Raw genomic sequence first — 17,842 nt, 5'->3', positions numbered from 1 at the left:
ATGTCGACCGAGTCTCCTCACCCACCAGGCAGCGGCCACGCGGTCGCCTTACGCGCCGAGCGCCGCTGGGCGATTTTCGCCGCCGCGCTGATCGTACTGATGCTGGCCGTCGTCGTGTTCTCCGGGCTGCATTGGGCGATGATGCCGCCGTCGCGGGTCGAGACGATCGATCCCTCGCGCCTGCAACTGTCCGGCGAATTCGTCGAAGGCAATCTCGGCACCGCTGTCGAAGCGGACGGCTCGGTGGTCGTGCGTTTCATCGCGCAGCAGTATTCGTTCACGCCGCAATGTCTGCTGGTACCCGCCGATACGCCGGTCACGATCCGCACGACCAGCGCGGACGTCGTGCACGGCCTGCTCGTCACCGACACCAACATCAACACGATGGTTGTGCCCGGCTACGTCGCCACGCTGAACACCCGCTTCGACAAACCCGCCGATCACCTGATGCCGTGCCATGAGTTCTGCGGCTTCGGCCACCAGGCGATGTGGGCGCACGTGAAGGTGATCGACAAAACCGCCTTCTTCGAGCAAGCCCGGCAATCACGGAGGCTCAGCTGTGTTTCACGCTAAGCGACTCGTTCTCGCGCATTTCTGGCTCGCCTTCATTACGTTTCTGATCGCGCTGCTTCTCGGCGCGTGGCAGATGCTGGTACGCAGCCCGCTGCTGCCGTGGATCGGCGACCCCGAGCTCTACTATCGATCGGTCACCGCGCACGGCACGGTAATGGCCTACGTGATGCCGACTTTGGTGTCGATGGGCTTCGGCTACGCGATCGTCGAACTGGCGCTCGCGCAGCGGCTCGTCGGCCTGAAGTGGGCGTGGGCCGCGTTCATCATGCTGGCGGTCGGCGCGGTGATGGCGATGGTTCCCGTCGCGCTCGGCCAGGCCTCGGTGCTGTACACGTTCTATCCGCCGATGATCGGCAGCCCGTTCTATTACCTCGGCGTGGTGCTGGTGGTGGTCGGCTCGTGGATCTGGGTCGCGTTGATGCATGCGAATCTGCGCGTCTGGAAACGCGCGAATCCCGGCAAGCCCGTGCCGCTCGCGATGTTCGCCAACGTCGCCGGCGCGTATCTGTGGGCCTGGACCGCGGTGGGCGCCGCGCTCGAGATTCTGTTTCAGATCTTGCCGGTCGCGTTCGGTCTGACCAACACGATCGACGCCGGTCTTTCGCGCGTGCTGTTTTCGTGGACGCTGCACGCAATCGTCTACTTCTGGCTGATCCCGGCCTACATCGCGTACTACACCCTGGTGCCGCGCGCGATCGGCGGGCGGCTTTATAGCGACTCGATGGCGCGTGTGTCGTTCATCCTGTTTCTCGTATTCGCGATGCCGATCGGCATTCACCATCTGTTCGTCGACCCGCAGGTCGGCGCGGGCTTCAAGTTCCTGCACGCGGTGTTTACCGGCATGGTGTCGGTGCCGACGCTGCTGACGGTGTTCACGATCTGCGCGTCGGTGGAGATCGCCGGACGGCTGCGCGGCGGCAAGGGTGCGTTTGGCTGGCTGACGGCGTTGCCGTGGCAGAACCCGATGATGCTGGTGGTCGCGTTTTCATTCGTGATGCTGGGTCTCGGCGGGGCGGGCGGACTGATCAACATGAGCTACCAGTTGAACTCGACGGTGCACAACACGCAGTGGGTGACCGGGCACTTCCATCTGATTTTCGGTGGCGCGATCGTCATCATGTACTTCGCGATCGCTTATGAACTGTGGCCACAGTTGACCGGCCGCGCGATCGGCTCGGTGCGGTTGATTCGCACGCAACTGTGGCTGTGGTTCATTGGCATGATGGTGGTGACGCTGCCGTGGCATTACGTAGGCTTGCTGGGTGCGCCACGCCGCATGGCGTATTACGACTACAACGCGCCGGGCATCGAATCGCAGGCGCTCTGGGTCGGGATGTCGGCGGTGGGCGGGCTGATCCTCGCCGTGTCAGGCGTGCTGTTCATCTACATCCTGGCGAAATCGCAATTCGGGCCGGCGGAGCAGCAGCAGAGCTTCCGCTTCGCCAGCGCCGCACAGCCGGTGGAACGCGTGCCGGCCGCGCTCAATAGTTTCGGCTTGTGGGTGGCGTTGATGATCGGACTGACTGTGGTCAACTACAGTGTGCCGATTGTTCAGCTGCTCAAACTGCCGCAGACGTCGGTGCCGGCAGTGGTCGTCGGAGCACAGCGATGAATGAGGACCGCGTCTTCAGCTTGCGTAACCCGTGGTTCACGTTGAGCCTGGGCGGTACGGTCGCGATTGCCGTTGTGGCGGTTCTGATCGGGTTTGTCTGGTTGCCTTCGGCGAACAGTGCCTTCAGCGGACGCGGCCTGTGGGCGACTATTTGCAGCGCCGCCGGTGTCCCATCGAGCTGGTATGGAGGCAGCAACATCGCCGGAACCGCGCCGAGCGACGTGGTGGTGTTGCCGCCATCGCGGCGCGTGCGTGTCGACGCGAACTCTATCGGCCGCGGCGCGACCATCGCGACACAGAAGTGCTCCATGTGTCATGGTGTACAGGGCACGGTGCAGGTGACGGCGCCTGCCTTGGCCGGGCAGTATGCCGACGTGGTCTATAAAGAGTTGCGTGACTATCAGATGGGCTTGCGTCAGAACGCGGTCATGCAGCCGATCATTGCTGCGCGCAGCAATCAGGATCTGCATGATCTGGCGGCCTATTATGCTTCGCTGCCGCGAACTGGGGCGGCTGAGGTTTTGCCTTCCGGCGCCATGCCCGATGCGAATGCCGTGAAGCTGGCGATGCAAGGTGATCCGCTGCGCAATATTGCGCCTTGTGCCGCTTGCCATGGACAGTTGGATCGCAAGGGTGCGGCGCCCTGGCTCGGCGGGCAGTCTTCCGTTTATCTTGCTGCGCAGATGCGGGCGTTTGCTTCCGGTGCTCGGCATAACGATATAAACGAGCAGATGCGGAATGCGGTCCGGCAGATGACACCTGATGAAATTGACGGTTTGGCTAAATATTATGCCGCCATGCAGTGATGCAACCAGCCGCGTCGCGCATGCAATGAAACGCGACTCAAACCGCAATAACCTCCTCAGTCCCAACGAACCCCGGCGCTTGCGCACCACCGCGCCGACCGGCGAAAGAAGAAGCTGAGCCACGCCCCGTCTGAAAGACAGCCACCGCCGAAGTCAGCCTCCGCGCCTGCTCCTCGAGCGAACCAGCCGCCGCCGCGGCCTGCTCGACGAGCGCTGCATTCTGTTGCGTCACCTCGTCCATCTGCGCGACAGCGAGATTCACCTGATCGATCCCGGTACTCTGCTCAATCGCGGCAGCGGCAATCTCACTCATGATCGAACTCACGCGAGCAATCGCGTCAACAATCTCGGTCATCGTCGACCCCGACCGCTCGACCAGTTGCGAACCAGCCTGCACCCGCGCGGTCGATGCATCGATCAACGCCTTGATCTCTTTCGCGGCCCCCGCGCTACGCTGCGCCAACGACCGCACTTCACTCGCCACCACTGCAAATCCACGGCCCTGCTCGCCCGCACGCGCAGCCTCAACCGCCGCGTTCAGCGCCAGAATGTTGGTCTGGAAAGCAATCCCCTCGATCACGCCAATGATGTCGGCAATCCGCCGCGAGTCGTCGACGATGCCATGCATCGTGTCCACCACCTGCTCCGTGAGGTCGCCACCCTGCGCGGCCAGGCTCGACGCGCCTTGCGCGAGTCCGCTCGCCTGCTTCGCATTGTCGGCGGTCTGCTTGACTGTCGAGGTCAGTTGTTCGATGCTGGCCGCCGTTTCCTCGAGCGATGCAGCTTGTTCCTCGGTACGCTGCGACAGATCGGCATTGCCCGCGGCAATCTCGCTCACGCCCGTATCGATGGATTCAGTGCCCTGACGCACGGTGCTCACCGTGGCGATCAACGAGTCCTGCATCTTGCTCAATGCCGCGGCCAGCCGCCCCATTTCGTTGTCGCTGGTCACTACGATCTTGCTGGTCAGGTCACCGTTAGCGATCCGCTGAAACTGCGCAATGGTCGCGTCGACAGGACTGACAATCGCACGCACGAGCACCGTACGGCCGATCCACGAACCCAGCAGCGACACCACCATACCGACCGCCACCACGATACAGATCGCGTAGAACAGGTCCTGTGCATCCTGATAGCGCTGCGCGCCATGATCGAGCTGCAATTGTTCGAGCGCGAGCATCGCCTTCTCGTACGCGGTGTAGAGCGACGACAGCTTGTGCGCCTGCAATTGCTGGAACGAGGTCCTGTCGCCGGACTTCAACGCGGCCAACGCCGGTTCGACGCCTTCGCGCAAGAACGTATCGCGCTTGTCCTGCATGTCCTTGATGAGACGTTGCTCATCGGCGCCCATGGTCGCGCGGCTCATATAGTGAGCGAGCCGTTCGTCGGATACTTTCTGATACTGATCGAAGCGCCCGAGCACCGCGTTCGCGCCGTCCTGATCGTTCAGATCGATCAGCGACGCGTACGTCGCCAGTGCCAGGCGCAGCCGAAGCAGTTGTCCGGCGCTGCCTTCCAGGTCGGCGACTGCCGGCGTGTCCACGGTGTACATCTGCTGCAGCGACGCGTTGCTCGAGCGCAATGACAGCAGGCCGGCGGCAGCGCCGGCTAGCAGCACGACAAAAAAGAACACCACCATCGCGGTGAGGCAGGTGCGAATCGACAGTTTTTTCAGCATTGGGACTTGCCTCCGTTGTGCTGCCCGGCCGAAGGTCCGGAAAAATAGCCTCGGCCACGCGTGCTGCGCCCAAGCCCATCCGGCCAGGTCCGCAACCGTTTTGTCCAAAATTTAAGCGGACGCCACATAAATGGACAACGGAGGGATTGCCAAAAACTTTATGGTGGATGACGCATGCGTTTGCGCTACGTCAAATTACAGTCGGACAGCGCCGGCGGCAGGCCTCGTGCTGAAACTGGCGCTCGGTCAAACTGCGGCTCCTGCTTGCAAACGGCTACTTATCTAGCAACGACGAACGTCAGATGGTTGGCAGGGGGAGCGCGCTGACCTAAGCATACGGTCCGGGTCAGCGCGATCGATGCATGCCCCGAGCTTCGCGACGTCGATCGCGCCTTCCAGTTGGATCGGATCAGGACGAGGACCGCTCCTGGGCAGATGCTTCGAAAGCAACCAGCGCGCCTTGCACCTCAGCGCGTAACGCTGGCCAGAGTTCGGCAAGCGTAGCCGCCCCTTCGTCGCGCACCATCTGCTCCAGGCCACCGAGAAGTTCAGCCAGGACCCGATTCCCGACCGACATGAATCCGCCCCTTAGCGAGTGAAGTTCGCGTACCAGCGCTTGCGCATCGTTGCTCGATAACGCAGTTTCAATCGATTCGAGGGACGCCCGAGTCGCCTCTTGCATCGCAGTTCTGACGCCATCCGGAAGAGTCTTTACGGAACTCGCAGCCAGCGCTCCGCAACTCGAACGAACGGCACCCCTCGCGTGGGCGCGCAGCGCGCGATCCAACACGGCAAGCGTCAATGGTTTGGCGAGGAGCGCGCTGATTCCCGCGCTCTTTGATCGCCGCTCTTCCTCAGGCGCGATGTGGGCTGTCATTGCAACCACAGGCAGCGTTGAATCGTGCTCGTGCACGGCGCCTGCCAGCGTATAGCCGTCCATTGACGGCATGCCGAGATCTGTCAAAACGAGGTCGTAATTTCCCTGCTTAAGCGCACTGAGCGCCCTTTCGCCACTTTCGACGACAGTTGCGCGCATCCCCAGTTCGTCAAGTTGATCCACCAATAAGATTCGGGTGGCGGGATGATCTTCGGCCACCAGCACTCGAAGCGGCTCGTCATCGCGCAATGCGGCGGCGTCGGGTTTCGTCGGGACAATTTCCAGCGAGTTCGCGCTCTCGATCTCGGCCGCGCCGCTCGGAACCCGCAACGGCAACGTCACCGTGAATGCACTGCCTCGCCCCACCGCGCTCTCGGCCGATATGCTTCCGTTCATCGCTTGAGCGAGGCGCCGGCACAGCGGCAGGCCGAGCCCGGTACCACCGAATCGACGATGAATCGAAACATCAGCTTGCCTGTAAAGATCGAATATGTGCGTGAGCGCCGATTCGGCAATCCCGATCCCCGTATCGATAACGCGGATATCGATATGCTCAGCGCCTTCCACGCCCGTTTTACGGGCCTCGACCGTTATCTCGCCGTGTTCGGTAAACTTGATCGCATTGCTGAGCAGGTTCGAGACGATCTGCCTGACCCTTACTGGATCTCCGAGGTAACGGCCACGCAGCTCTTGCGAAACGCGACATTGCAGCTCGAGGTTCTTTGCTGCCGTCAATGGGCGGAAAGATTCAGCTATCTCGTGAAGCAGCGACGCGTAGTCGAATGGAATTGACTCGATCGTCAACTGCCCGGCTTCCACCTTGGACAGATCCAGAACGTCGTTGATGATGCGAAGCAACGCATCGGATGATGAATCGACGATATCCAGCCGGCGGCGCTGAACCTCGGCAAGCGAAGACCGCTTCATCAGTTCGAGGTTACCGATCACGGCATTGAGCGGCGTCCGGATTTCATGACTCATTGTCGCGAGAAATACGGACTTGGCCGCGTTTGCCTGATCGGCCGCGCGTCGAGCCTCCTCGAGCTTTTGCTCCGTCAAGTTGCGAGCGGTGATGTCGACGACCGTACTGAGCAACGTACTGACTCCCCGATATTTGACGCTAACGACATTGAGGAGCAGATGGACCGAGCCTGTCCCAGCGGAGGCGAAGGTCATCTCGTGCTCGAGCACAGCTCGCCTGCGCACCCCGGCGGCGTCCTGAAACCGCCGATACGCTGCCCATATCTGGCGACCTAACGGCGCACCATCGGCAGCCTCCTCGAAGCGAGCCATTGCTTCGTTGCGCACCAGCGTGTTCCCTCCCGCCTCATCCAGCAGGATCAAACCGATGGGTGCCGTTCGGATCAACGTCTTGTTGAGCTTTTCGCTTTCTTTGAGCCGCACCGCACGCAAATAGGACGGCGCGAGAATCTTCCGATTGAAAATAGCGATACCTGCAAGGAGGAGCGCCCAGCCGCACAACGTTAGCGCGCCGATCGTCAGGAAGCGCAGCTTCAGCCCGCTCAAAATGGTCCGTGCCGTATAGACATAGATCAGGGACCAATCCGTTCCGGGAATGCGCTCGTCGATCGTGAAAAGTCCACGACTCGGCGCCGGGCTCGCCGTCGATTTAACGGGATTTCTCAGGGCGGCGGCCGCATCAAGAAGATTGCTGTGTTCCCCCGTCGGGGTAAGCAGCACGTGGCCCGCATCGTCGACGACCGCAAACGCCCCACCATCGGCACCGTTGTCCATATTGTTGAGAAATCTGCCTGGGCGGATGGTGTAGACAATCATGCCGATTGGCCCACCCTCGCGATCGAACACCCAGGTCGCGGTCCGGAGCACCAGACCCCCGGTTAGAGGATCGAAGCGCGGTGGCAACCAGTAAATGTCACGCGAGGAAAGCGTTTGTCGGGCTTCGGCATTGCGGACGAGCGCAACAACATCCGGCCATTCGTCGCGCAAGGCCGAGTGTATTTGATCGAGCCGGGAACGTGGCACGGCGATGCCAAGAGGCGATCGCAGAAAGGCTGCGACATATTCTGCGTGCGCACTGACAAAATAGGTTTGAGCAATGCCGAAGGTTGACCATGTCGACGCAGCGTTAGAGTCAAGCATCCGCTCGTTCATGGCCAGTATCGGCAAGAATCGACCCTCGTTATCCCAGTCGCCAACCGCGGCTTTGGCCACGTACAGGCGTCGGGAATCATTCTGTTGGACGAGGACAAAGCCGTGATTTTTCTGGAATCCCTCGGCCAACCCGGGCGAAGGCGTTCCATGCGGATCCCAGACCCCTTCCGCATAGGCGGCGAGCCGCTTGAGCACGGCAGTGCTCTCTGCCATGCTGACCAGCAAGCGTGATTTCTCTGTCAGGAAAGCGGCGTGCATCCGGGCGTTGTAGTCGCTCACTTCCAGCCAGCACACCGCGGTTGCGCATGCCAACATGAAGATGGACAGTACCGCACCGCCGCCGTACAGCAGCAGACGCTGATAGAACCTCATCCAATCAGGATCGAATTGCTTCCGCTTGGCGATACGCATCAACCCACCTGGCAATTGGCGCCGCGCTGTCGTTGCGACAAAAACTAATCGCGCACGTTCAGGTGTTCAAACGGCGTTGACCGCTTCATCCGACGACAGCAGCGAGACCGCACCTCAGCTTCGATGCGAAGCGCATTGCCTTGAATTTGGGCGCGCGTCAGTCATCCGTTGCTGCGTCGCTTTTCACAGACAGAGCAAGCGATCCGTCGTACTTGATTAAATCAGCATCGCGAGTGATGCCCAGCTTTCGCATCGCCGCCAGCTTTTGCGCACTCACGGTTTTCTTACTGCGATGCAACTGCTCGGCGATCTCTCCGACCCTGTATCCTGCGCGAAACAGACGAACGATCTCCGCTTCGCGCGCCGAGAGCTCGCTCTTGCCGCGGACATCATTGCTTTCGAGTAACTGAACAATCGTTGGAGAGAGATATCGGCCGTTCGTATACGCGGCATGCACCGCGGTCACCAGATGGGACATCGAATCGGACTTGCTGAGAATGCAGGTGACGCCGAGCTTCTGCAGCGCGCGGAACACGTCCGGGGCGCTGATCATCGTGACTGTCACCATGCGCAGATGCGGATAGCGGCGCTGCAGGAATGTCAGCAGCGTCTGCCCGTCACCGTATTGGTCTCCCGGCATCACATAGTCGAGTACCAGGACGTCGCATTGCACCGCATCGAGTTTCTCGACGAGCACTTGCGAGTTCGCCACAACGCCGACGACCTCGATGGCCGGTACCCCCGTGAGTGCCTGTGCGATCCCATGACCGGTTACCGGATGGTCATCCGCGATCATCACGCGTATGGAGAAATCGCCCATTTGGTTTTCCGCGAAATTCAAATTGGGTACGAGGCTGTGCCACGGCCAGCACATAGAACGGATTGCAGCGGTGATTCTATCTCAAAACTAGCGTTGAGACCTTTGAAAAAACCCAAGCGTGAAACCTGCAATTGTCAATTTCAGGCGATGTCCATTGCAACGACGGCCGCGGCCTCATCAATCAAATCCATATTGACGGCGCACTTCATTAAATCCATATCCCTCTTTACGCCCAATTTTCTCATTGCACTCGTCTTTTGAGCGCTTACGGTCTGCTTTCCTTTATTCAGCCGCACCGCAATTTCCCCGACAGTCATGCCAGTCAAATATAGACGAATAACCTCGACCTCTCGAGGCGACAACTTCGACGACCTATAATTTCTCTCCTGTCCCGCGGAATCTATGACTTGCCGCACGATTGGCGAAAGATACACACCTCCACCGTAGCCGGTATGAATCGCGGTAATAATGTGTCCCACATCGTCGAACTTGCTCACGATGCCCGAAACGGATCGCGCCTGGATTGAGCGAATGATCACCGGATTCTCGTGGGCTAGCAGAACAACTATCTTGAGGTTTGGGCGCAGCCGCCGCACGTATGAAAGAAGGGTTAGCCCTGCCATCTGTCCCTTGTCGCGCATCCCATAATCAATTAACACGACGTCGCAGTCTTGAGTTTTTATCGAATCGATAAGCTCTTTCGGGCTTTGACAGGTCTTTATCAACTCGATTACGCTGGACTTTTCGAATACTGCCTTCATTCCAGCCACCATCAGCGGGCGATCGTTAGCAAAGATCGTTTTGACGCTAAAATCATTCATATGCAGAACCACCCCATTTGCGCAGCCAATCCACCCGGCTCATTTTCGTGTCTTTAGATACGCGGAGGCCGTATGACTCTCGCAATAAACTCCGTTGACAACGTTTGCTTATTGTAAGAATGATCCGAGACTGAAAATAGGGGACGACAACTTAAATGTCACCGGAGATGATGAGACATGTCCTATATTTGACGCTTCCTGACTATTAGGAAATTCATCCTAAAATTAAATGCCGCTATGTCCCTACTTCGTGCTTAACATCAGTAGGCTGAGCACCGTCAAATTGGCGATGCGCGTTTGATAATGAGCTACCAGCGTTGCTAGCGCACGCTCCGAGTTGTTAGCCTCCGCCACGACTGGCGTCCGACGCAACACGAGCCACAAGTGTCGCGCCTGCTCGACTTGGGCGAGACGGCGGAATTGGCGGCACGCCTTATCCGGGCAGTGCGGCTTCGCCTGGAGGCCGTGCTCGGCATCTCGGCGACCGGCATCGGCCAGCGAAAACTGGCCGGTTAGCGCAGTTGCGAAATTGACGGCAAGAGAGTGCTAGCGTCGATTTGCCTTTCCCTCTACTCCGCGACTGAAAGTACAATCACGGCCACCGTCACGAGGAGTATGCCAATCCAGCCTATTGGTTTTAGCCGATGTTGATAAAATAGGCGCCCACATATTGCAGTCCCTGTGATGCCAATTGCACCCCACATGGCATAAGCAACCGCCAGATCCATTCCTTTCACTGCCTGACCAAGTAGCGCGAAAGCAATCCAAAGCAAGACTACGGCCCCAAATCCCCAACGGATACGGCGAAAACCATCGGATTTCTCCAGCATCATGTTGGCAGCGATATCAATTGCAGCCGACCCAGAGACATAAATTATCGGGATTATTTTCATGTTTTTAATCTCCCTCACCCAATGCCACACAGACGATGCCGGTTAGCGCCAATATAAGACCAACGATATCAAGCCAGTATAACCCTTCCTTAAAAACAAAAACGCTTATCATGGTTAGCGCCGCCAGCCCTAAACCTTCCCATACGGCGTAGGCGACACCAACGGCTATGATGCGAATAGACAAAGACAGAAGGTAATACGACAAGGCAAGGGCCACTGTCATGACCACGTATCCACCGTACGTTCCGCTACGTGCCGCCGTGGCCATGAAAGAGGTGCCTGTCACTTCGGCGACGATCGCTCCCGCGAGGAACGCCCAGGCAACTCCCGAACTTTCAGCTTTCGCAGCTTCGTTCATATTTAACTAATCCGAAAAAGTTTTTTCTTGCGCACAAAATCGGAAAGCACGGCATAGCGCAATTCGCAAACGGAGACCGCTCGTCCTTCGCAATCCAAGTTGGGCGGCAGCCGACAAAGTAGGCTCCTGGAATATACGCTTTCTTTTTTGGGGCGTGTCAGCAACCGGCGTTTGAGGCGTTTGAGGCGTTTGAGACCTTCTAACACCGAGATTGCCGGACAGCCGACTGAGGAGCGATTTCGATTCCCGTTCCTGATCTCGGAATATCGACAATCACCTTGCGCTGCTGGCACCCGAGGTTGTTGACAATAGTTACAAATCAAAATCGCCGGGAGCCGCGGTATCCCTCCGGCAATTGTTGCAGGTCAGGGAACGCCCTGAATCCCAGATACAAAAAGAAAACCCCGCGCAAAGGCGGGGCTGATCTTTACACTTTTAAATTACGGGTGGTTAGAACGGAATATCATCGTCCATCTCATCAAAGCCGCCGCCGGCCGGCGCGCTCGGGCGGCTGGAGCCGCCGCCGCTGCCGCCACGCGAGGCGCCGCCGCCCGAAGCCGCACGGCCGCCGCCGCTGCTGCGCTCCGACGGTTCGCCGCGGCTATAACCGCCTTCGTCACCGCCGCCCATCGAGCCGCCGCTGCGGCCGCCGAGCATCTGCATCTGCTCGGCGATGATTTCCGTCGCGTAACGGTCGGTGCCGTCCTGCGCCTGGTACTTACGGGTGCGGATGCGCCCTTCCAGATACACCGACGAGCCCTTCTTCAGATATTCCGACACGATTTCCGCGAGGCGGCCGAAGAAGGCCACGCGGTGCCATTCGGTCGCTTCCTTGAATTCGCCGGACGCCTTGTCCTTGTACCGATCCGTCGTTGCAAGGCGGATGTTCGCCACTGCGTCGCCGCTCGGAAGATAACGGACTTCCGGATCGGCTCCGAGATTGCCGACGAGAATGACCTTGTTCACGGATGCCATGAGTTTCTCCTGTTGATTCCGTTGCGGGCGGCGCGGCAATACACGGTTCGCGTCTCGTGACCGGCAGGCCCGAGACCAGAACCGCGCCTCAGCCCGCCGCCGGGTGAGTTCTGGGTGGGGTCCTGAGACCCTGTTACGCCTTACGCGGCGGCTGTTTCATGTTTGTGGCGATTATAAGCCAGCACAAAACAAGCCCCGAACAAGTAAAGAACACGGCGCTTTGCCCGTCCGCTTTCAGCAGCCAGCCGCCGATCATCCCGCCCAATGCCAGACCGATCGACTGGGTGGTGTTGTACACGCCGGCCGCCGCGCCCTTGCGGGTTCCCGGCGCCAGTTTCGACACCAGCGAAGGCTGCGATGCTTCAAGAATATTGAAGCCCAGAAAGTAGACAAAAAGAATCGCCGCCACACTCAGAATCGTATGCGGTGCGACGCCCAACAACAACTGTCCGATCAGGATAAGACCGATGGCGGACAGCAGCACGATTTTCATTTGCCCGCGTTTCTCGGCGGCGATGATCGCCGGCACCATCATCACGAACGAGAGGCCCATCACCGGCAAATACACCTTCCAGTGCGACGCGACCGGCAGTCCGCCAGCTTCGAGAATGCGCGGCACGACGAGGAACAACGCGGTTTGCGTCGCGTGCAGCACGAGCACGCCGAAATTCAGGCGCAGCAGTTCGACGTTGTGCAGCACTTCCGCGAACGGCGCACGCACATGCACCGGCTTGGGCGCATTGGGCACGATCCACAGCACCACCCCGACCGCCAGAATCGAGAAGATGCCGACCAGCGTGAACAAGCCGCTCATGCCGACCCACTGGAACACGATCGGCGCACCGACAATCGCGACCGCGAAGGAAACGCCAATGCTGCCGCCGACCATCGCCATCGCCTTGGTGCGATGCTCTTCGGCGGTGAGGTCGGCGATAAAGGCGATCACCGCCGACGACACCGCACCCATCCCCTGAATCACCCGGCCGACGATGATCCACGTCATATCGTGAGCGCCCGCCGCGATGAAGCTGCCGAGCGCGAAAATCAGCAGGCCGGTGGCGATCACCGGCTTGCGCCCCACCTTGTCCGAGATCCAGCCGTAAAAGATGTACAGCATCGATTGCGTCACGCCGTACGCGCCGAGCGCGATGCCGACCAGCAGCACGTTGTCGCCGCCCGGGACAGTCTTCGCGTAGATCGAGAACACCGGCATGATCATGAAGAGACCGAGCATGCGCAGCGCGAAGATCGCGGCAAGCGACACGGTCGCGCGCAGTTCAGGCGCGCTCATGCGTGAGGAGGTGGCGGACGGATTGGACATCGGAAGCGTTCTTTGAATGAGCTGGGCGGCATACCGCCGGCGGCCAGCCTCGCGGGACGGCTACAACCGGGTGACAACCAGACAACAACCGGGCAACAACCAGGCGGCGGACCGCAAAGCTGCGCAAAGCATGCGGCACACGAGCCGGCGGCCCTTACCGCGGTTTCGCTCGGGCCTCGCGGCACGTTGCGGTTGCCTCGGGGTTGCCTCGGGGTTGCCTCGGGGTTGCCTCGGGGTTGCCTCGGGGTTGCCTCGGGGTTGCCTCGGGGTTGCCTTGTACTCGCGAGAAATGGCCCCAGTTAGCTCCATTCCCCGCAGCGCTGGACCGCTGTCTTACAGCTTGCCTCAGCTCCTGTTCGGACTGTCAGGAAGCCGTAACGGCGGTCTTGAAAAGTCGTTATAGTAGCAGGTTTAGCCTCTTCCTCTTTCCGCCAGGTCATGGAATAACGCGTGGAACAAATCCGTATCCGTGGGGCTCGCACCCACAACCTGAAGAACGTCAATCTCGATCTCCCACGTCACAAGCTCGTCGTGATTACGGGCCTATCCGGCTCGGGCAAATCGTCGCTCGCGTTCGACACGCTCTATGCGGAAGGACAGCGGCGCTACGTCGAAAGTCTCTCGGCTTACGCTCGCCAATTCCTGCAATTGATGGAGAAACCGGACGTCGATCTGATCGAAGGGCTGTCCCCGGCGATCTCGATCGAACAGAAGGCGACCTCGCACAATCCGCGCTCCACGGTGGGCACGGTCACCGAAATTCACGACTATCTGCGGCTGCTGTACGCGCGCGTCGGCACGCCTTACTGTCCAGATCACGAAATTCCGCTGGAAGCACAAAGCGTCTCGCAGATGGTCGACGCGGCGCTCGCGATGCCGGAAGAGACCAGGCTGATGATCCTCGCGCCCGTGGTGGCGAACCGCAAAGGCGAGCACGTCGAGCTGTTCGAGGAAATGCAGGCGCAGGGCTTTATCCGCTTTCGCGTGCGCTCCGGCGGCGGCACCGCGAACGAAGGCGTGGCGAAGATCTATGAAGTCGAGTCGCTGCCGAAGCTCAAGAAAAACGACAAGCACACGATCGATGTAGTCGTGGATCGTCTGAAAGTGCGCGGCGATATGAAACAGCGCCTCGCCGAATCGTTCGAAACGGCCTTGCGTCTCGCCGACGGCCGCGCGATCGCACTCGAAATGGATACGGACAAGGAGCATCTGTTCAGCTCGAAGTTCGCCTGCCCGATCTGCTCGTATTCGCTGCAGGAACTCGAGCCGCGCCTCTTCTCGTTCAACAACCCGATGGGCGCATGCCCGGAATGCGACGGCCTGGGCCAGATCACCTTCTTCGATCCGAAACGGGTCGTCGCGCATCCGTCGCTGTCGCTGGCGGCGGGTGCGGTGAAGGGCTGGGACCGGCGTAACCAGTTCTACTTCCAGATGCTGCAAAGTCTCGCGGCGTTCTACGAGTTCGAGATCGACACAGCCGTCGAAGATCTGCCGGAGAAAGTCCGCAAGATCCTGCTGTTCGGTTCGGGCAAGCAGGAGATTCCGTTCTCGTACATCAACGAACGTGGCCGCACTTCCGTTCGCGAGCACGTGTTCGAAGGGATCATCCCGAATCTGGAGCGGCGTTACCGCGAGACCGATTCGGTCGCGGTGCGCGAAGAGCTCGCCAAGTATCAGAACAACCAGCCGTGCCCGGCCTGCGCCGGCACGCGGTTGCGCCGCGAAGCGCGTTTCGTGCGGATCGGCGCGGATGGCGACGCGCGCGGCATCTTCGAAATCAGCGGCTGGCCGCTGCGCGATGCGCTCGGCTATTTCCAGACGCTGCGGCTCGAAGGTTCGAAGCGCGAGATCGCCGACAAGGTCGTCAAGGAAATCGTCGCGCGCCTCATGTTCCTGAATAACGTCGGGCTCGATTACCTTTCGCTCGAACGCAGCGCGGAAACGCTCTCGGGCGGCGAGGCGCAGCGCATCCGCCTCGCCTCGCAGATCGGCTCGGGGTTGACCGGCGTGATGTACGTGCTGGACGAACCGTCGATCGGTCTGCATCAGCGCGATAACGACCGGCTGATCGCCACGCTCAAGCATCTGCGCGACCTGGGCAACTCGGTGATCGTCGTCGAACACGACGAAGACATGATCCGCATGGCCGACTACGTGGTCGACATGGGGCCGGGCGCGGGCGAACACGGCGGCATGGTGATCGCCGAAGGCACGCCCAAAGAGGTGCAGGCGAACGCGGCATCCATGACCGGGCAGTACATGTCCGGCGCCCGCAACATCGAATTTCCGGACGAGCGCAAGGACCCGGACGAGCGGCGTCTGCGCATCGTCGAGGCGTATGGCAACAATCTGAAGCACGTGTCGCTCGATCTGCCGGTGGGTCTGCTCACTTGCGTGACCGGCGTGTCCGGCTCGGGCAAGTCGACGCTGATCAACGACACGCTGTATCACGCGGTCGCGCATCACCTGTACGGCTCGTCCACGGAGCCGGCGCCGTACGAATCGATCGAGGGTCTCGAGCACTTCGACAAGGTCATCAACGTCGATCAGTCGCCGATCGGCCGCACGCCGCGCTCGAATCCGGCCACCTACACGGGTCTCTTCACGCCGATCCGCGAGCTGTTCGCGGGCGTGCCGGCGTCGAAAGAGCGCGGCTACGATCCGGGCCGCTTCTCGTTCAACGTGAAGGGCGGGCGCTGCGAATCCTGCCAGGGCGACGGCGTGCTGAAAGTGGAGATGCACTTTTTGCCGGACGTGTATGTTCCCTGCGACATCTGCCACGGCAAGCGCTACAACCGCGAAACGCTGGACGTGCAGTACAAGGGCAAGAACATCAGCGAAGTGCTCGACATGACGGTCGAGAGCGCTTATGAGTTCTTCAAGGCGGTGCCGGTCGTCGCGCGCAAGCTGAAAACCTTGCTGGACGTGGGCCTGGGCTATATCAGGCTGGGCCAGTCGGCCACCACTTTGTCGGGTGGCGAAGCGCAGCGCGTCAAACTATCTTTGGAACTGAGCAAGCGCGACACGGGTCGCACTCTCTATATTCTCGACGAGCCGACCACCGGCCTGCACTTTCACGATATCGCGCTGCTGCTGGAAGTGATTCATCGGTTACGGGATCAGGGTAATACCGTCGTGATCATCGAGCATAATCTCGATGTAATCAAAACTGCCGACTGGGTCATCGATCTTGGCCCAGAAGGCGGAGCAGGCGGCGGCCAGATCATTGCGCAAGGTACGCCGGAGCAGGTTGCCAGGTCGAAGGCAAGTTTTACTGGTAGGTATCTGGCGCCTTTGCTGAAACGCACTGCCAGTAATAAGTAACGCTGCACAACAAGGGTTGGGGACGGAAATAAGCCATGGCCAAGCGGAATCAGGCGCAGGACGACGGGCAAGTGCAGGACCTACGTCCGCGCCCGGTCAGGCTGACCAGCGATATGAGCCTGCCGAAGCTGTCGGCGGTCGAGATCGGCAGTTATTTACTGATGCTGGTCGGAATGTGGGCGGTCATCGAACTGCGGCTGCTCGGCGCGCTGCTCGCCGGCCTGCTCGTGTTCCAGCTGGTGCATATGATTGCGCCGCGCATCGAGCGGCATATGTCGAGCCAGCGGGCGCGCTGGCTCGCGGTCGTGATATTGTCGACGGTCATTGTGGGCACGCTGACGGCCCTGACGCTCGGCATCATCGAGCATTTCGAGAACGACGTGCCGAGCGTGCAGAAGCTGCTCGACCAGGCGATGCAGCTGATCGACCAGGCGCGCGGCCGGATTCCGCAATTCATCGCCAACTATCTGCCGGTCGACACCGAGCAGATGAAGACCAAGGCGGCCGAGCTGATGCAAGCGCACGCCAATATGCTGCAGCAAAGCGGCAAGACCGCGGCGCGAGCGTTCACACACATCCTGATCGGCATGATCATCGGCGCGATCATCGCGGTCGGCGCGCAGCAGCATCTGCAGCGGCTGCCGCTGTCCACGGCCTTCGTCACACGCGTGACACGTTTCGCCGATGCCTTCCGCCGCATCGTGTTCGCCCAGGTGAAGATTTCCGCGATCAACGCGACCTTCACCGGCATCTTCCTGCTGGCGGTGCTGCCGATCTTTCACGATCAGTTGCCGCTGTCGAAAACGCTGGTGCTCGTGACGTTCATCGTCGGCTTGCTGCCGGTGATCGGCAATCTGATCTCGAACACGATCATCGTCGCGGTGGCGCTGTCGGTGAGCTTTCCGGCGGCGGTCATGTCGCTGGTGTTCCTGATCCTGATTCACAAGCTGGAGTACTTCCTGAACGCGCGCATCGTCGGCGGCCAGATCGAGGCGCGCGCCTGGGAACTGCTGATCGCCATGCTCGTGATGGAAGCGGCGTTCGGCCTCCCCGGCGTGGTCGCCGCGCCGATTTTCTATGCGTATATCAAGCGGGAATTGATTTATCTGCGGTTGGTTTGAACTTCCGGCGAACTGAGGCGGAATAAAGCGCGAATAAAACACGGCAGTTCGGTGTAATGCCGTTCAGTTGAGCGACTGAACGGCATCTGGCACTTCGGTGCCGTTTTTTGCTCAGAGCC

Annotated in this window: 14 protein-coding genes; 6 read left to right on the top strand and 8 right to left on the bottom strand. The window is 60.1% G+C overall.

Translation table 11 applies throughout. From position 1 onward, the window contains the following. Genes DLM46_RS04655 through DLM46_RS04645 form a run of 3 tightly spaced genes read left to right on the top strand, consistent with a single transcriptional unit; the run spans nt 1 to nt 2,991 of the window. Nucleotides 1–573 carry a cupredoxin domain-containing protein gene (locus DLM46_RS04655; protein WP_115099594.1) on the top strand — a complete coding sequence of 191 codons (573 nt, stop codon included), beginning with the start codon at nt 1–3 and terminating at the stop codon, nt 571–573. After that, nucleotides 560–2,185 carry a b(o/a)3-type cytochrome-c oxidase subunit 1 gene (locus DLM46_RS04650; RefSeq protein ID WP_115099593.1) on the top strand — a complete coding sequence of 542 codons (1,626 nt, stop codon included), beginning with the start codon at nt 560–562 and terminating at the stop codon, nt 2,183–2,185. The genes DLM46_RS04655 and DLM46_RS04650 overlap by 14 nt, the downstream gene beginning before the upstream one ends. Then, complete coding sequence (locus tag DLM46_RS04645) at nt 2,182–2,991, top strand: c-type cytochrome (protein WP_115099592.1); 810 nt, start codon at nt 2,182–2,184, stop codon at nt 2,989–2,991. The genes DLM46_RS04650 and DLM46_RS04645 overlap by 4 nt, the downstream gene beginning before the upstream one ends. A 37-nt stretch (nt 2,992–3,028) precedes the next feature. Here DLM46_RS04645 and DLM46_RS04640 read toward each other — a convergent pair whose 3' ends face one another. From DLM46_RS04640 to DLM46_RS04625, 4 genes are all read right to left on the bottom strand, one after another. Then, a complete protein-coding gene (locus DLM46_RS04640) occupies nt 3,029–4,669 on the bottom strand; it encodes a methyl-accepting chemotaxis protein (RefSeq protein WP_115099591.1) in 1,641 nt (546 codons plus the stop codon). Between the two features lie 409 nt (nt 4,670–5,078). Beyond that, nucleotides 5,079–8,090 (bottom strand): hybrid sensor histidine kinase/response regulator, encoded by a 3,012-nt coding sequence (locus DLM46_RS04635; RefSeq protein WP_244305816.1) that lies wholly within the window; start codon nt 8,088–8,090, stop codon nt 5,079–5,081. A 157-nt stretch (nt 8,091–8,247) separates the two neighbouring features. Further along, nucleotides 8,248–8,910: a response regulator gene (locus tag DLM46_RS04630; RefSeq protein ID WP_115099638.1), complete on the bottom strand. Its 663-nt coding sequence runs from the start codon at nt 8,908–8,910 to the stop codon at nt 8,248–8,250. A gap of 140 nt (nt 8,911–9,050) precedes the next feature. Beyond that, nucleotides 9,051–9,731, bottom strand: coding sequence for a response regulator (locus DLM46_RS04625; RefSeq protein WP_115099590.1), 681 nt, complete (start codon nt 9,729–9,731; stop codon nt 9,051–9,053). 384 nt (nt 9,732–10,115) lie between these two features. On the opposite strand from DLM46_RS04625, the gene DLM46_RS40880 reads away from it, so the two are divergent. Continuing rightward, complete coding sequence (locus tag DLM46_RS40880) at nt 10,116–10,247, top strand: hypothetical protein (protein ID WP_279635156.1); 132 nt, start codon at nt 10,116–10,118, stop codon at nt 10,245–10,247. Between the two features lie 53 nt (nt 10,248–10,300). Here DLM46_RS40880 and DLM46_RS04620 read toward each other — a convergent pair whose 3' ends face one another. The 4 genes from DLM46_RS04620 to DLM46_RS04605 all read right to left on the bottom strand — a co-directional run bounded on the left by DLM46_RS04620 (nt 10,301) and on the right by DLM46_RS04605 (nt 13,278). Further along, nucleotides 10,301–10,624, bottom strand: coding sequence for a DMT family transporter (locus DLM46_RS04620; RefSeq protein ID WP_115099589.1), 324 nt, complete (start codon nt 10,622–10,624; stop codon nt 10,301–10,303). 4 nt (nt 10,625–10,628) lie between these two features. Continuing rightward, nucleotides 10,629–10,982: an SMR family transporter gene (locus DLM46_RS04615; RefSeq protein ID WP_115099588.1), complete on the bottom strand. Its 354-nt coding sequence runs from the start codon at nt 10,980–10,982 to the stop codon at nt 10,629–10,631. Nucleotides 10,983–11,432: 450 nt separating this feature from the next. After that, a complete protein-coding gene (locus DLM46_RS04610; RefSeq protein ID WP_115099587.1) occupies nt 11,433–11,957 on the bottom strand; it encodes a single-stranded DNA-binding protein in 525 nt (174 codons plus the stop codon). A gap of 133 nt (nt 11,958–12,090) precedes the next feature. Continuing rightward, complete coding sequence (locus tag DLM46_RS04605; protein WP_165847907.1) at nt 12,091–13,278, bottom strand: MFS transporter; 1,188 nt, start codon at nt 13,276–13,278, stop codon at nt 12,091–12,093. Nucleotides 13,279–13,728: 450 nt separating this feature from the next. Between DLM46_RS04605 and uvrA the strand changes: the two genes are divergently transcribed. Continuing rightward, nucleotides 13,729–16,602 (top strand): excinuclease ABC subunit UvrA, encoded by a 2,874-nt coding sequence (gene uvrA, locus DLM46_RS04600; RefSeq protein WP_115099585.1) that lies wholly within the window; start codon nt 13,729–13,731, stop codon nt 16,600–16,602. A gap of 35 nt (nt 16,603–16,637) precedes the next feature. Beyond that, the gene (locus DLM46_RS04595; RefSeq protein ID WP_115099584.1) at nt 16,638–17,723 is read left to right on the top strand and encodes an AI-2E family transporter; all 1,086 of its coding nucleotides are present in this window, start codon (nt 16,638–16,640) and stop codon (nt 17,721–17,723) included. The last annotated feature ends 119 nt before the right edge of the window (nt 17,724–17,842 follow it).

Origin of the sequence: Paraburkholderia lacunae, from assembly GCF_003353175.1 — a bacterium.
Classification (GTDB): Bacteria; Pseudomonadota; Gammaproteobacteria; order Burkholderiales; family Burkholderiaceae; genus Paraburkholderia; species Paraburkholderia lacunae.
Note: the sequence above shows the minus strand (reverse complement) of the source record. Positions and strands in the feature narration are given on the sequence as shown.

Excerpts from the sequence above, each read along its gene's own strand:
- DLM46_RS04595 (WP_115099584.1), top strand. The coding sequence starts at position 16,638 with ATGGCCAAGCGGAATCAGGCGCAGGACGACGGGCAAGTGCAGGACCTA.
- DLM46_RS04605 (WP_165847907.1), bottom strand. The coding sequence starts at position 13,278 with ATGTCCAATCCGTCCGCCACCTCCTCACGCATGAGCGCGCCTGAACTG.
- DLM46_RS04615 (WP_115099588.1), bottom strand. The coding sequence starts at position 10,982 with ATGAACGAAGCTGCGAAAGCTGAAAGTTCGGGAGTTGCCTGGGCGTTC.
- DLM46_RS04620 (WP_115099589.1), bottom strand. The coding sequence starts at position 10,624 with ATGAAAATAATCCCGATAATTTATGTCTCTGGGTCGGCTGCAATTGAT.
- DLM46_RS04640 (WP_115099591.1), bottom strand. The coding sequence starts at position 4,669 with ATGCTGAAAAAACTGTCGATTCGCACCTGCCTCACCGCGATGGTGGTG.
- DLM46_RS04630 (WP_115099638.1), bottom strand. The coding sequence starts at position 8,910 with ATGGGCGATTTCTCCATACGCGTGATGATCGCGGATGACCATCCGGTA.
- DLM46_RS04625 (WP_115099590.1), bottom strand. The coding sequence starts at position 9,731 with ATGAATGATTTTAGCGTCAAAACGATCTTTGCTAACGATCGCCCGCTG.
- DLM46_RS04635 (WP_244305816.1), bottom strand. The coding sequence starts at position 8,090 with ATGCGTATCGCCAAGCGGAAGCAATTCGATCCTGATTGGATGAGGTTC.
- DLM46_RS04645 (WP_115099592.1), top strand. The coding sequence starts at position 2,182 with ATGAATGAGGACCGCGTCTTCAGCTTGCGTAACCCGTGGTTCACGTTG.
- DLM46_RS04610 (WP_115099587.1), bottom strand. The coding sequence starts at position 11,957 with ATGGCATCCGTGAACAAGGTCATTCTCGTCGGCAATCTCGGAGCCGAT.
- DLM46_RS04655 (WP_115099594.1), top strand. The coding sequence starts at position 1 with ATGTCGACCGAGTCTCCTCACCCACCAGGCAGCGGCCACGCGGTCGCC.